11 protein-coding genes and 1 pseudogene are annotated in these 12,774 nt (G+C 62.6%); 4 read left to right on the top strand and 8 right to left on the bottom strand.

The window, feature by feature from the left end; all coding sequences use genetic code 11:
- Window positions 1–258: 258 nt before the first annotated feature.
- Both GXN78_RS34235 and GXN78_RS34240 read left to right on the top strand, forming a co-directional pair.
- Window positions 259–1,179: a site-specific integrase gene (locus GXN78_RS34235; protein WP_106561491.1), complete on the top strand. Its 921-nt coding sequence runs from the start codon at window positions 259–261 to the stop codon at window positions 1,177–1,179.
- A gap of 12 nt (window positions 1,180–1,191) precedes the next feature.
- A complete protein-coding gene (locus GXN78_RS34240; protein ID WP_106561490.1) occupies window positions 1,192–2,370 on the top strand; it encodes an IS91 family transposase in 1,179 nt (392 codons plus the stop codon).
- A gap of 212 nt (window positions 2,371–2,582) precedes the next feature.
- On the opposite strand, the gene GXN78_RS34245 is transcribed toward GXN78_RS34240, so the two are convergent.
- From GXN78_RS34245 to GXN78_RS34255, 3 genes are all read right to left on the bottom strand, one after another.
- Window positions 2,583–6,047: a DUF6531 domain-containing protein gene (locus GXN78_RS34245; RefSeq protein ID WP_106560232.1), complete on the bottom strand. Its 3,465-nt coding sequence runs from the start codon at window positions 6,045–6,047 to the stop codon at window positions 2,583–2,585.
- Window positions 6,048–6,299: 252 nt separating this feature from the next.
- Entirely contained in the window at window positions 6,300–6,923 is a 624-nt protein-coding gene (locus GXN78_RS34250; RefSeq protein ID WP_106560231.1) for a tyrosine-type recombinase/integrase, read from the bottom strand.
- A 138-nt stretch (window positions 6,924–7,061) separates the two neighbouring features.
- Window positions 7,062–7,154 (bottom strand): YHYH domain-containing protein, encoded by a 93-nt coding sequence (locus tag GXN78_RS34255; protein ID WP_239143065.1) that lies wholly within the window; start codon window positions 7,152–7,154, stop codon window positions 7,062–7,064.
- An 808-nt stretch (window positions 7,155–7,962) separates the two neighbouring features.
- Here GXN78_RS34255 and GXN78_RS34260 point away from each other — a divergent pair.
- Window positions 7,963–8,958 (top strand): ABC transporter substrate-binding protein, encoded by a 996-nt coding sequence (locus GXN78_RS34260; protein WP_106560229.1) that lies wholly within the window; start codon window positions 7,963–7,965, stop codon window positions 8,956–8,958.
- Between the two features lie 79 nt (window positions 8,959–9,037).
- Here GXN78_RS34260 and GXN78_RS34265 read toward each other — a convergent pair whose 3' ends face one another.
- The 4 genes and pseudogenes from GXN78_RS34265 to GXN78_RS41690 form a co-directional block, all read right to left on the bottom strand.
- Window positions 9,038–9,337, bottom strand: coding sequence for a hypothetical protein (locus GXN78_RS34265; protein WP_106560228.1), 300 nt, complete (start codon window positions 9,335–9,337; stop codon window positions 9,038–9,040).
- A 54-nt stretch (window positions 9,338–9,391) separates the two neighbouring features.
- Window positions 9,392–9,841, bottom strand: a complete 450-nt coding sequence (locus tag GXN78_RS34270; protein WP_164256147.1) for an Sbal_3080 family lipoprotein — start codon at window positions 9,839–9,841, stop codon at window positions 9,392–9,394.
- Between the two features lie 61 nt (window positions 9,842–9,902).
- A complete protein-coding gene (locus GXN78_RS41685) occupies window positions 9,903–10,610 on the bottom strand; it encodes a serine protease (RefSeq protein ID WP_239143066.1) in 708 nt (235 codons plus the stop codon).
- Window positions 10,584–10,931, bottom strand: a pseudogene (locus GXN78_RS41690) (peptidoglycan DD-metalloendopeptidase family protein); the annotation flags it as partial. The pseudogene GXN78_RS41690 and the gene GXN78_RS41685, both read right to left, overlap by 27 nt.
- 508 nt (window positions 10,932–11,439) lie before the next feature.
- Here GXN78_RS41690 and GXN78_RS34280 point away from each other — a divergent pair.
- A complete protein-coding gene (locus tag GXN78_RS34280) occupies window positions 11,440–11,778 on the top strand; it encodes a nuclear transport factor 2 family protein (RefSeq protein ID WP_239143005.1) in 339 nt (112 codons plus the stop codon).
- A gap of 40 nt (window positions 11,779–11,818) precedes the next feature.
- Here the strand turns inward: GXN78_RS34280 and GXN78_RS34285 are convergent, their stop codons facing one another.
- Window positions 11,819–12,598: a HEPN domain-containing protein gene (locus GXN78_RS34285; RefSeq protein ID WP_106560225.1), complete on the bottom strand. Its 780-nt coding sequence runs from the start codon at window positions 12,596–12,598 to the stop codon at window positions 11,819–11,821.
- Between the last annotated feature and the right edge of the window lie 176 nt (window positions 12,599–12,774).

The following is a 12,774-nucleotide window of genomic DNA, read 5'->3' on the forward strand; positions in this document are numbered from 1 at the left end:
CCCAGCGCGTTATGCGCATAACGCGTGGTCGGGCTGGCGTCGGTCGCACCCGTCGTCACATCGCTCAGTCGCCCTTCGGCGTTGTAGGCGTACGTGCGCAGCCCATCGCTGATCAGATCCCCATTTGCGTTGTAGCCATAGCTGACGTTGGACTAAACCGCTGACGCGGTGGATGTGTGCGACGAGGGCAGATCGCGTTGCGCGGAGGTGAGTTGTACCTTGGTTGCGGGGAATGTTCCCCGGAACTCGGAGACGACGATGACACCACTACGTCAACGCATGATCGATGCGATGGTGCTGCGTGGCTTCAGGCCACGCACGCAAGAGTCCTACCTGAGGGCTGTCGCGCAGATGGCCCGTCACTACCGCCGAACCCCGGAGCTGATCACCGACCAGGAGGTCCAGGCCTATCTGCTGCACCTGGTGCGCGAGCGGCATCTGGCGCGCAGCAGCGTCAATCAGGCTTCCAGCGCCGTGCGGTTTCTGGTGTGCGAGGTGCTCGGCCAGAACGAGCGACGCCAGCGCATCCCCATGGGTCACACCCCGCAGCGGCTGCCCGACGTGTTGTCTCGCGCCGAAGTGGCAGCGGTGCTGGCTGCGCCGATGTCCATGAAGGCGCGCACGCTTCTGATGACGGCCTACGCCAGCGGGCTGCGCGTGAGCGAGCTGTGTCAACTGCGCGGCTGCGACATCGACTCCTCGCCCGACCGCATGTGCATTCACGTCATCGCGGGCAAGGGAGGGCACGACCGCTACAGCCTGCTCAGCCCGGAGTTGCTCGAGCAGTTGCGGCTGTACTGGCGGCAATGCAGACGCACTGCACAGGCCGAGGACTGGTTGTTCCCTGCGCGGCTGAACCCCTCCCAGCACCTGGACACCCGTAGCGCCGGGCGCTACTTCTACGCCGCGCGCAACGCTGCGGGCATCGCCAAGGTCGGCGGCATCCACACGCTGCGCCACTGCTTTGCCACACATCTGCTGGAAGCCGGCGTGGACCTCAACAGCATCAGCCAGTTGCTCGGCCACGCCAAGCTCAGCACCACCAGCCGCTACCTTCGCATGGCCCGCCCCGGCCACAGCGCAGGCGACAGCGCGCTGGCGCTGCTAGCCCATCTGCCCAAGGTCGAGCCAGAGGCGCCGTCGTCACCGCCGACGCCACCGCGACCGCCGCTGCACTGAAGCCGCTGCGCGATGAGCGCCACCCTGGCCGAGGTGCTGCACACCTTCGGGCCGGCCTATCTGCGCCAGCACACGCTGAGCACGCCGCAGGCGCGTGCCTGGCGCGCCATCGTCGCTTGCCGCACACCGGTGCTGGGTGGTCAGTTGCAGCGCTGTGACCAGTGCGGCCAGGAGCAGCGGCTGTTCCACTCGTGTCGCAACCGGCACTGTCCGCAGTGCCAGAACGACGCCCGCGACGCCTGGCGCCAGGCCCAGCTTGCCGAGTTGCTGCCGGTACCGTACTGCCACCTGGTCTTCACGCTGCCGCACGCCCTCAACGCCCTGGCGCAGTTCCACGCGCGCTGGGTGTACCGCACGCTGATGCAATGCGCAGCGGCCACGCTCAGCGAGTTCGCCGCGAACCCGCGCTGGCTCGGTGCAACAGCTGCCTTCACCCTGGTGCTGCATACCTGGACGCAGGACCTGCGCCGCCACATCCATGTGCACGCGCTGATGGCCTGCGGTGGGTTGGACGGCGATGGCCTGTGGTGTGCACCCAAGCGTAGCCCGACGTTCCTGTTCCCGGTGCATGCGCTGTCACGCGTGTTCAGAGGCAAGTTCGTCGACGCGCTGCGCCGCGCGAGTCAGGCCGGCGAGTTGCCCCGCGATCCGGCCAACACGCCGGCGATGCGCCAGGCACGGCTGGCCGAGCTCAAGCGTCACGACTGGGTGGTGTATGCCAAGACGCCGCTCACTGGCCCCGAGACGGTGTTGGACTACCTGTCGCGCTACACGCACCGCGTGGCAGTCTCCAACGAGCGCATCGTCGGCATCGATGCCAACGGGGTGCGACTGCGCGTACGCGCCGACGATCATGGCGGCAAGCGAACGGTCCTCATCGACGGGCCGACCTTCATCGCTCGCTTCCTGCAGCATGTGCTGCCGCCGGGGTTCAAGCGCATCCGCCACTACGGGTTGCTGAGCCCGGCCGTCAAGGCCGAGCGGCTCGCGCAGGCCCGCTTGGCGCTGTCGATGCCCGCGGCCAATGCCCAGGCTCGAGAGGACGCCGCCACGTTCCTGCAGCGCGTCACGGGCATCGAAGTCTCGTGCTGCCCGCACTGCCGCTTGGGGCACTGGCGTACCGTGCAGGTGTTGCCACCACAGCGCGGCTGCGCTGCACCGCAAGCCGTTGCATGCCGGGGTCCGCCGTGATACCCGGCCGGCGCATCACCGTCCAAGAACTTGTCCACCGACATCGCGACGGCGGTGCGGATCGTCCCGACGTGTGTGACCGAACCATCGCTATGCTGCGAACGACCCATCGCTTGCGCCTCGACCGCCCAACGGCCGTCACCAGTCGCCGCCTGAGCACCCACGCTCACCCCTCCACACCCCGCACGTACTACCGTCACCGCGTCTGAACCTTACATTCCCCAACAGCCCCGCACGCCATCGCCGAGCGGCGGTTCAGTCCATCGACGTTTATCTGCCGCCGCAACACCAGCGCGCTCGATCAGCGTCGGCACGGCGTCAGATAAATGCTCTCCGTTGGTGGTCGTTCCACCGGCGGACTGCCCGAAGCCATTCAGGCGGTTGGTGCCGGATATCACCGTATAGCTGCGATTGGTGGACTGCCCGTTGACACTCCGCGTGCTCGCAGTGCGGTTGCCGTTCAAGTCATAGGAGAAGGTGGCACTGTTCGCTGGGCTTGCGCCCGGCACGGAGAACCCCGTAATGCGCCCTAAGCTATCGTAGCTGACGCTCCAAGTCACGTCCCCGCTGGTGATCGTATCGTGCGTAGGGTCCGTGTCGGCAGGCTTGTAGAGGTTCTGCGTCAGGCTAGTGATTCGCCCGGCGGCGTTGTAAACGTAGCTGCTGAACTCGGTCGCGGTCATGCGCCCCGCGGTGTCGTAGCTGCGGCTGGCGCTCAGGGGCGGCGAGGTGGTCGTGAACGCCCAGGTCCAGGCCGTCGGCTGGCCCATCGGGTTCCACTGGATGTTGTTCACTAGCACCTGGCCGTTCCATGTCACCTGCACCAACCGGCCGGTCGAATCGTATTGGTAGCCAAGCACGCCGCCACTCGGGTAGGTGATCGCTGCGATCTGGCCCGCGGCGCCGTAGGCATAGCCGACCTGCTGCGTGATGCCGCTCGCTAGCTGCTGAGATTTGCTCGTGACGCGCCCGAACACGTCCCGCGTGTAGCTGGTGGTGCCGGAGCGATCGGTGATGCTGGCCAGGTAGCCCATGCCGGCCTGGGAACTGTCATAGCTCAGGGTGGTTGTCTTGCCGTCGGCGAAGCTCATCTGCATTGGTCGGCCCAAAGCGTCGCGCTGGATCTGGGTGGCTTGGCCTAGCGCATCAACAATCTGGCTGGGCAGGCCCTGGGCATAGAACTGTGTGCCGCGAGATCCTGTGTCGGCACTGTTTTCAGTTGTCGCATTGCCTTGCGCATCGCGGCCGTAACTGGTGGCGACCCCCTTGAAATCGATGGCGCTGGTCACCGCGTCGAGCGCGTTGTAGCTCAACGAAGCGGCGACATTGACCGCGTTGGTGATGGTCTTAACACGCCGGAGATTGTCCAATCCGTAGCTGGTGCTCTGGTTCAATCCGTTAGTTTCGCGGGTTCGTTCGCCGTTAGCGTCGTAAAGGAAGCTGTATGTCTGATTAGGGCCCTCGGTTAGCGAGGTCACTCGATTGATGTTGTTGATGCTGCGCGCAACCGTCCAGGCCACGGCGGCCGTACTGTCCTTGATCTGCTCGGCGGTGCGATTGCCGATGGCATTGAGCGTGTAGGCGCCTGTCTCGCCACGGTTGTTGCTCCAACCCGTGGGCCGATGCGCCGCGTCGTAGGTGTAGCTCAGCACCAGGCCGCTGGGCAAGGTCAGCGTGCCAACCAAGCCGGTCGGCAGATATGTTAATGCAGTGGTTTGAGCGCCAGGTGATCCGGCTCCAACTGTCGTTGTGAGCATTCGATCACGCGCATCCCAGGTGTAGGTGCTGGCAAGCCCATTGGCTTCGGTCTGGGTGAGCAAGCGGTTGGCACTGTCGTAGGCGTAGAGCGTGGCATGGCCCAGCGCATTGGTCGACTTTGTCAGATTGCCGGATGTGTCGTACTCGAAGGTTGTGACAGTTCCGTTGGGCGCGGCCTCCGTTGTCACCAAGCCCTGGGTGTTATAGGTCCACTGCCAAGTGCGCGTTGTATTGGGTGAGTTGGACGTGTCGGTGACGGCCCTACTCGTGAGATTGCCCTGTCCGTCATAGCTGAGAGCTGTGGTCCGCCCCGTCTCGGTGATCGACACAGGAAGTCCAAAGCTTGCGTGCCATTGCGTCGTGATGGTCTGGGAATCGGGGGTGCCGGCCGCCCGGGTCACAGAGGTCGGCAGACGACGTGCGACATCCCAGACGACATCCGAGCGAACGTTCTTGAAGTCGGTCTCGCTGGTGACCAGGCCGTTTGTGTCCTGGATGCGCGTCCTGGCATCGCGTTCGCCTTCTCCGGACGGCAGGGTCCCCGACGTCACCGCGATCCTGCCGGAATTGTGCCCATACTGATACGTTCGGTTGGTGCTCAATGGATCGGTGACGGTCGCAGTGCCGGGAACCCCATAGCTGACCTGATAGCGCTGGAGACCACCATTGAGTTCGGTCGAGACGGCACGCCCGATGCTGTCGTATGCAAAGGTGCCCCATCGAACTCCGCTCTCGTCGAGGATGCCGGTAAGAGCATGCGGAAAGGACGCGTTCTCGTAGACAAAGCCGCGGCTTTTTCCATCAGAGTATTGGACGGAGGCGAGACGGGCCTGAGTGTCATAGCCGTAGCCGATAGTGCGGGCGCCCGGCGTCGTGACACTGATAAGTTGCCCCCCGCCGTTGTATCCGAAGGTCAAGCCGCGGCCAAATGGATTAGTTACGGTGGCCAGTCGGCCAGAGGCATCGTACGCATAGGCAGTCGCCCAGCCATTGCGTTCCGACCTGCTTTGCAGCTTTCCACCTCCATCGAAATTGAATGTCACATCATCGCTGGCGCGCTTGTAGACCAGCGAGTTTGGGCCGGCCTCCGTAAGCGTATCGGCACTATTGCTAGTGCTCCATGCTGAGGAGCCGGACGGCTTGGTGAAGGTCTGCGCATCCCCGTCGGGGAAAGCAATGACTGCCGTTGCGTCAATGTTGTTTGAAGTGATTGACAGGCTGAAATGATGGCTATGTGACCAAGACTTCCCCATTCCGGCCTGCGGCCCTACAGCGCCTGTCACCCACCTGCTGCGGTGATAGCGCTCGAAGGACAGTGCGGCAGCACCACGATCCGACCAATCTAGCTCGGCTCGATATTTCTCAGCTGTCGCGGGCAAGATTGGATGGCCCTTCTGAAGACCGTCAGCTCTGCATGAAAGCGCGCTATCGAACTTAGGGACGATGCATCCGTTGCCCTCTTGGACATACCCGGCGTTGCAGTCGCAATAGTAAGTGCTAGTGAGTGTGCTGCCTGCGGGGCAAGCAGTTCCACCCGCACGAACTTGCATGCTACCTGGTTGCTTGCTGCCATCTGGTCTTATAGAGTTGTGGTAGCAAATCCATGGCTCCGAATTGCTGAATCCGACGTACTCGACCCCGGCAACAAAGAAGCTTCCAGCTTGAATCTCTGCATTCCACGCGTTGTAGGTTGCAATGCACGCATTGGCGTCGGGCATCGGCCCCGGGCCCCAAACGATGTGAAAAGGGAATGCGAAGCTATATGTGACCCATTGCTGGGTCGAAAAGAAGGCTGCGCTCGCGCTTGAAAGAAGAAAAAGCTGTGAGACTACGACCAGCGCGATACGGTAAGCCCACAAGGCAAGCATGTTGGAGTTGCGCGCACGAAGCGCACCGTGTGCGGACTCTTGATTCTTCATGTTTTCCTCCGCCGCAGTGCGTGCTGTGGCCGCAGCACTCTACTTGCTAGAAGGGGATTGCGTCAATCTCGACTTTTTAGTGGGTGCGACGGGTTATTCCAGATTTAGACGGTAGAGGAAGACCGCTCGACAAGCCAGCTCGCGTGCGGTTTGGAAGCAGTTTGGAGGAAAACTGGGAGGCCGTGACGAACTTCCGCTGTTGGCCGGACGCGGCCGGCGGCCCCACGCATTGTGCAGGGCCGCCAATGGCCGTCAAGCATCCGTTTGCTCCGCCAGTTCCAGCGCGTCCTCGACCTCGATGCCCAAATAGCGAACAGTGCTTTCAAGCTTGCTGTGGCCGAGGAGAAGCTGCACCGCACGCAGGTTCTTCGTACGCCGGTAAATCAACGATGGCTTCGTCCTTCGCATTGAGTGGGTGCCGTAGGCTGAGCTGTCGAGTCCGATTTCCTCAACCCAACTGTCAACGATTCGAGCGTACTGCCGGGTTCCGATGTGCGGCGAGTCATGAAGCCAGCTCGGGAACAGGAAATCTCCCGCCTTCAGATGCGCCGCCGCAATCCACGCCTCCACGGCCAGGCGCGTCGGCCCCGTCAGCTCGAACTGGACAGGCTGCCCGGTCTTCTGCTGCATCACCTTGGCGCGGGCAGCCGCGCGCTCGCCGTTGGAAACATCGCGGACCCGTAGTTGCACCAGGTCGCATGCTCTGAGCTTGCTGTCGATGCCGCGATTGAACAGCGCGAGGTCGCGCATCCGGCCCTGCAGCTCCAGCCGCACCCGGATGGCCCAAATTTCCTTGAGCCTGAAGGGGGCCTTCTGACCGATCAGCTTACCCTTGTTCCACGGCTCGCGGCCACAGGCCGAGGTTGCTGCTTCCATGATGCGCTCATGAAGTGGAATGGAGCGCCAGTCTGCGCCGGCGGCATTTGCGGGTCGAAGCTTCGTGGGCCCGAAGCGGGCGCGTAGGCGGGCCAGCTCGGCCAATCGAAGACCGCAGGTCCTAGTGACCTAGCGCAACTAGTGGCAATGCCGTCCTCCGTTCTTGTGGTCGACGTGGCAACCTTGCCGGTCGGTGCCGCCAGAGTGGGCCCAAACTCCAGCGCTCATCATCAGCACAACGACCGCAACCAGAAATCTCTTCATGTGTTTTTCCTCGCCCAGTAGCGGGCTCAGAGAGCATCGATGAGCGTCGATGGCGGTGCCCTCAGGGTTTGCCTGCACCGAAGAGACATTTGTCGCGGGAGGACGAAGTCTTTCGTTCTTCGAGCCAAATCTGTGGCCCTCGAGGGGCCAGCGGTCAGCGGTCAGCGGCCGGCGGCCTTCCGCCTGCGTCGAAGAAGTCACAATCGCAACCACCTTCGGCCAACCAGTAGTTGCGAAGAGCCTCCTCAAACTCTTGGAGGGTAGATGGTGAAAGGCTACCGTGAATGTCCGGAGCCGGGTCCGGCCGCATGGGGCGGCTGATGGTGCCGCGGCATCGGGCCCGGAGCAGACGTACGCCGACCTTAGTTCGACTCCGCAAAGCGGCCGCAGGCCAACGAAGCATTAGTTAGCAGCTCAGGGCCGCGTCATTGGCGAAGGTAGCGGGCATTCCTCGACCTTCATGCGCCCTATGCTCCCATTCCATAACGCGCCTGTCACCCGAGAAGGCGCAGCAGCGCTTCCCTGGCGCGGAGCCCGACAGTCAGCTCGCTTGAGATGCGCAACCTGCCGGAAGGGGCCGGCGAATGGGCTAATGCCGGCAGCCCGCAAGCCGACACCATAGCCAGCACCCATCTGCGAGACGACGGCTTGGCGTTCGAGCAGCCCCTTGTGCTAAGGCAGCGGCTGGATCTGCGAAGACCACCCCGACCAGCGGAGCGCTCCGTCGTCCCGCACCCGCTTCGCGGTGAGGGCGGTTCGGAGGTAGTCTCAGCGCATGAATCCGCGTCCGGCCGTCGTTGCACGCCGGCTCATCGTCCTCGGTGCGGCCGCCGGCGTCGCGCTTGGCGTCTGGCCAGCCGACCGCCCGCGGCGCATCGGCTACATCTCGTTTTTTCCGCGGCCAAGCTCCGGCGCCGTGCCGGTCTTCGATGCCTTTTTCGCCGGCATGCGGGAGCAGGGCTACGAGGAGGGCCGCGACTATGTGATGGACTGGCGGGACACCGGGGGCAAGCCGGAGGGTCTCGACGCGCACGCCGCCGCACTGGTGGCGGACGGCGTCGACCTCTTCTTCTGTCTTACCACCGGCGCGGCGATGGCCGCGAAGCGTGCGACGAGCGCGATCCCGATCGTGTTCTCAGGGGTGAGCGATCCGGTCATGAGCGGCCTGGTCCCGTCGTTGGCGCGCCCCGGGGGCAACCTCACCGGCATGTCGGCCGTCGACGACGAGCTGCACGGCAAGCGGTTCGAGTTGCTGCGCGAGTTGCTGCCGCAGGCCCGCGAGGTCGCGGTGCTGTGGATGCCCGACTGGGTGGTCAACCGCAACGAGCTGACGCAGATCGAGGCGCTGGCGCCACGGCTCGGCATCCGCATCCGGCGGGTCGAGCTGAATCGTGTCGAGGACATCGCGGCTGTCATCCCGCCACTAGGGCGCACGCGCACCGACGCGTTGTTCATCCTCCCAGCGCCCTGGCATGTCTACTCGAGCGCCGAGCTGGTGACCGCAGCGACGCAGGCACGCCTGCCGACCATCGGCGTGGAGCGCTACCACCATGCCGGTGGCGCCTTGCTGACGTACGGGGCGGACATCGCCGCGCTGGCGCGCCGCGCCGCCGGCTACGTCGACCGGATCTTCAAGGGCGCCAAGCCCGCCGACCTCCCAGTCCAGCAGCCGCAAACGTTCGAACTGCTGATTAACCTGAAGACTGCCCTTGCGGTCGGTGTCGCGGTGCCCAGTAGACTCTTGTTGCGCGCCGACGAGGTCGTACGTTGAGAGGCTGCGGGGCGCTTTGACCGCCGGCCTCTTTGCCTGCAGCCGACTGTTGCGAATGTCGGCTCCTGGCCGACTGCGGTCAGCCCTTGAAAATCATCGCTTCAAGGTCGTTGAGCCGATGGGCGCCACGGGTCTCCTCGCCTGCGCGGTACAGCGCCAAGGCGTCCTCAAGGACGCCCGTCAGTTTGTCAGCGTTTGGAAGGTCGGGAGATTGCGCTTTGACCAGGTCGATTCCGCGGCGGAGTTCCGCGAACGCTTTCTCCAAGGTCATCTGCTCGTCTTCCCGAAGGTAGTCTCGGCGTGGGAAGCGGTCGGGGGCCGTCAGCACCACGTAACCGATGAAGTTGTACAGGCTCTCGATGTCTTTGACGTGTGCCATGCGAGGGTCAATTGAGACGGTCGGTTGAAGGTCCGGTTCTGGCCGACAGACGCCCTAGCCAGGGGACTTCAGGCTTGCCAGCATCTTGTCCAATATTGGGTCGATTTTGAAGGAAGCCCCTCGCCACTTGTCCGGGTTGATGCCACCGCCGCCGAACACGCCAGACGGCAAGGCGTAAGTGGCCTCGCCGACGAGTTCACGGTCGTGATAGAGCGATATTCTTGCGTCCGACATAAACGGCTTCAGGTCCCATCGCCGCGACGCAGCGTAAGTCACGCGGTATGGGCAGGGTGCCGGAGAGGTATCGAACACTCGTGTAGCAATGCCATTTCGCCTGAAGGCATCTTCAATCGCAGGTAACAAGTCCTCCACGTACACGTCAGCGTTGCGTTCTATACAAACGGTCTCAAACTTGGCTCCCGAAACGGGCCTGACCGTTGACGTACTAGCGCACGCCGTCAGGAGTGCGGCAGCACCGAGGATAAAAGGACGCATGGCTCTCATTGATCTCCAAAGCTAAAGGATTGCATGCCAGTTGGCGCCGATGGTCGCCTTCGGTGGCACCTCATTCCGTCTTGCACTCCACGAGCACTGTGAACCTCTTGCCGATGTCCGCGACATCTGCGGTTCCAAGGCTCTTGGTCGATGGCGCAGCGTTGTACCTAACGTCATTCGCCTCGAGAAAACCGCGCAGCGTCGAAGGTGCCACAGCAAAGTTGACATTCTGGGCGATGTCACCCGTAACGGCAGCAGTCTTGAGGACGTTCAACTTGCTCGTCACGACCCCGATGACGTTCCCACTCGAGTCAAGGACCGGGCCTCCACTATTTCCGGGTTGTACCGGCGCCGAGATCTGAATGATCGCCGTGTTGTTGGCCAGACCCGCGAGCGCAGTTGCGTTGCCCGCCGTAACCTGAGGCCCAGCGGCGAGCAGGCCACGCAACGGAAAACCAACGACTGTCACTGCGTCGCCCTGGCGCAGTCGCGTCTGGCTTAAGGTGGCCGCGGGTGCCATGACCGCATCCACTTCGAGCAAGGCCAGGTCGTTCTTCGCGTCCAATGCTTTGACGCGAGCGGAGCCACGATCCGCCACGTCGATCTTCTTGCATCCCTCTACGACATGGGCGTTGGTGACAACTTGAGCCCCAGTAACGGCGAAACCAGATCCGGTCGCCTTCCCTTTCGGTTTGGCGACTTCGTCAGTCTGGGCAGTCGGCGATGATGGGGGACGCCCTTTTGCGATCTGGAGATATGGCTCCGGATCGACTGCCATACCGGCACGCCTTACCTCAAAGTGCAGTTTCGTCGTGTCGGCGTCTGAGTTGCCCATTTCCGCGATCCGTTGGCCGGCATGCACCGCGTCATGCTCACGAACGAGTAGGCGGCTGTTGTGCGCATACGCAGTGAGGAACGTGTCGTCGTGCTTGATGATGATCATGTTGCCGTAGCCCCTCAAACCCGAGCCGGCATAGACGACCCGTCCGGCGGCCGCCGCAACAACCGGGTCTCCGACGTTCCCAGCGATGTCGATGCCCCTGTTGGTACGACCATCAAACCGAGCGATGGTCTTTCCGTACGCCGGCCAGACATACGACCCGAATTGCCCGGAACTTGCCGATGGCACATTTGGCCGCGGTGGGGCGACGCAGGCCGCTAGGCCTATGCAAAGCGCTACCGCTGCACTCAACCGGACGCAAAGCACCGCCGGTACTATCTTCATGGCCGAAGTGGCTCGAGATGTCCTCATCCGTATCCCTCTTTCCTCTTGTGGGTGACGGTGGCGTGGCCGTCGCTGTTCTGCATGTGTCAGTGTCCCATCCTGCCAGCATTCTGCCCTGCGCAGTCCGAGGCACGCCCGGCAAATGTCGGCGTCCAAAGGCACGTACTCGAAGACGGCGAGGGAGCAAGTGGAGGACTTGGTGAGCGCTGTCAGCCGCACTGTAGCCATTGCTAGCGCGGCTTCGAAGCCGGGCGATAGAAAAACTGAAGGCTCGTGACGAATTTCTGCTCTTGGCCACTGCAGGCGAAGCACTTCCGGGAGCGCGGGGCCCACAGCAGACCTCGGCCATGGGCGCTACAGTGCTCTCATGACTGGCACAAACATGCTCCCTCCTGACCTTCAAGCCGCTATGCGTGCACGAGACGAAGCCTTCTATGCCGTCGATTCGGCGCAGTGGGGTAAGTACACCGCGAGCGACTTCACGACTGTCCAGCAGAACGGCCAGTTCATGTCTCGGGCCGAACGGATCGGCAACCTTCAAACGCAAAAGCAGCGGCCCCACGTCCCACGCGAACGCGAGCAACACGAACAGCAAGGCGACCTTGCAGTCACTCGCTTTTTCAGCGGCGGGCTATGGGTAGTGGAAGTTTGGAAGCGCATCGACGGTGCGTGGGCCGCCGTCATGACTCAAGCCACCACGGCGACTTCTAACATGCCCTGACCACGCCCTGACCAAGTGTTCATGGAATGTCCGAATTTGGCTACGGTCGTTTCGATGGGTCTGCAGCTATTTGCCTAAGGTGCTCCCGGTATGCGTTACGTAGGTCTTTGGGGATGTACACGTACTTCAACAGCTCTTCAAGCATGTCCGGGTACAAATACAGCGGCGAGTTTGCGGCATTGAGATTGAGTCGCAGCTTCACGATCGGCCGCCGGCGGTTGCCGAAGAAGGCGTTTTGCCAAAGGAGCGCGCTCCTGGACGGATGCTTCGGGTTGGCGATGACCTTCTCCAAGTACCCGCCATGAAGACGGAACTCATGCGGTGGACGTTTCCTGCTTCCCCTCAACATCGAATGAGCTTCTTCCAGTAGCCGCTTCTCTACCGGCGGCAAGGCCTTTCCGAAAACATCAAGCACTTGGCAATACCTGCGGATGTCCCATACCGTCATGTCGAGTTCAAGAATGGGGTATCCAACCACGAAGTAGGACACGTCCAGGTAGCGATACTCGCCATAGGCGGCGATGTGCTCGAGGAACTTTCGGCTTTGCGGCCGGAGGACTGGCTTCCACGGCAGCTGCTCGACGAGCCGCAAGGCAGCATTGACGTCATGGCGCACATCTGCTGCTGGGATGCGATTCACGAGAAGGATGTACTTCAGGTATTTCTCTAGCGCCTGTTGTGCAGACCACATTGCCTGAGGCATGAGCTCCGCGCGATAGGCAAGCCTGGCGGCGATATAGTCACCATCCGCGATGTCTCGAAACGAGCGCGTAGCAAAATCGTTGATTCTGCGGTCCAACTGATCCTTCTTCTTGTCCATCACGCGCCCTATAGCGGATTGCTCATTCGTGCGGGTTTGCTGTTTGAACGTCCGGTTGCGGCGAATTCTGCCTTGAAGCCGACCGGCCGCTTACGACCACATTTGGGCCGAGGGCCTGAACGTCCGGTGTTGTTTAGGGTTGTGAGATACCTGCCCGGAGACTGGCGCAGCGCGAT

This window comes from Variovorax sp. WS11, from assembly GCF_010499245.1.
In the GTDB taxonomy this organism is placed as follows: domain Bacteria; phylum Pseudomonadota; class Gammaproteobacteria; order Burkholderiales; family Burkholderiaceae_C; genus Variovorax.

Excerpts from the sequence above, each read along its gene's own strand:
- GXN78_RS34235 (WP_106561491.1), top strand. The coding sequence starts at position 259 with ATGACACCACTACGTCAACGCATGATCGATGCGATGGTGCTGCGTGGC.
- GXN78_RS34240 (WP_106561490.1), top strand. The coding sequence starts at position 1,192 with ATGAGCGCCACCCTGGCCGAGGTGCTGCACACCTTCGGGCCGGCCTAT.
- GXN78_RS34245 (WP_106560232.1), bottom strand. The coding sequence starts at position 6,047 with ATGAAGAATCAAGAGTCCGCACACGGTGCGCTTCGTGCGCGCAACTCC.
- GXN78_RS34250 (WP_106560231.1), bottom strand. The coding sequence starts at position 6,923 with ATGGAAGCAGCAACCTCGGCCTGTGGCCGCGAGCCGTGGAACAAGGGT.
- GXN78_RS34255 (WP_239143065.1), bottom strand. The coding sequence starts at position 7,154 with ATGATGAGCGCTGGAGTTTGGGCCCACTCTGGCGGCACCGACCGGCAA.
- GXN78_RS34260 (WP_106560229.1), top strand. The coding sequence starts at position 7,963 with ATGAATCCGCGTCCGGCCGTCGTTGCACGCCGGCTCATCGTCCTCGGT.
- GXN78_RS34265 (WP_106560228.1), bottom strand. The coding sequence starts at position 9,337 with ATGGCACACGTCAAAGACATCGAGAGCCTGTACAACTTCATCGGTTAC.
- GXN78_RS34270 (WP_164256147.1), bottom strand. The coding sequence starts at position 9,841 with ATGAGAGCCATGCGTCCTTTTATCCTCGGTGCTGCCGCACTCCTGACG.
- GXN78_RS41685 (WP_239143066.1), bottom strand. The coding sequence starts at position 10,610 with ATGGCAGTCGATCCGGAGCCATATCTCCAGATCGCAAAAGGGCGTCCC.
- GXN78_RS34280 (WP_239143005.1), top strand. The coding sequence starts at position 11,440 with ATGCTCCCTCCTGACCTTCAAGCCGCTATGCGTGCACGAGACGAAGCC.
- GXN78_RS34285 (WP_106560225.1), bottom strand. The coding sequence starts at position 12,598 with ATGGACAAGAAGAAGGATCAGTTGGACCGCAGAATCAACGATTTTGCT.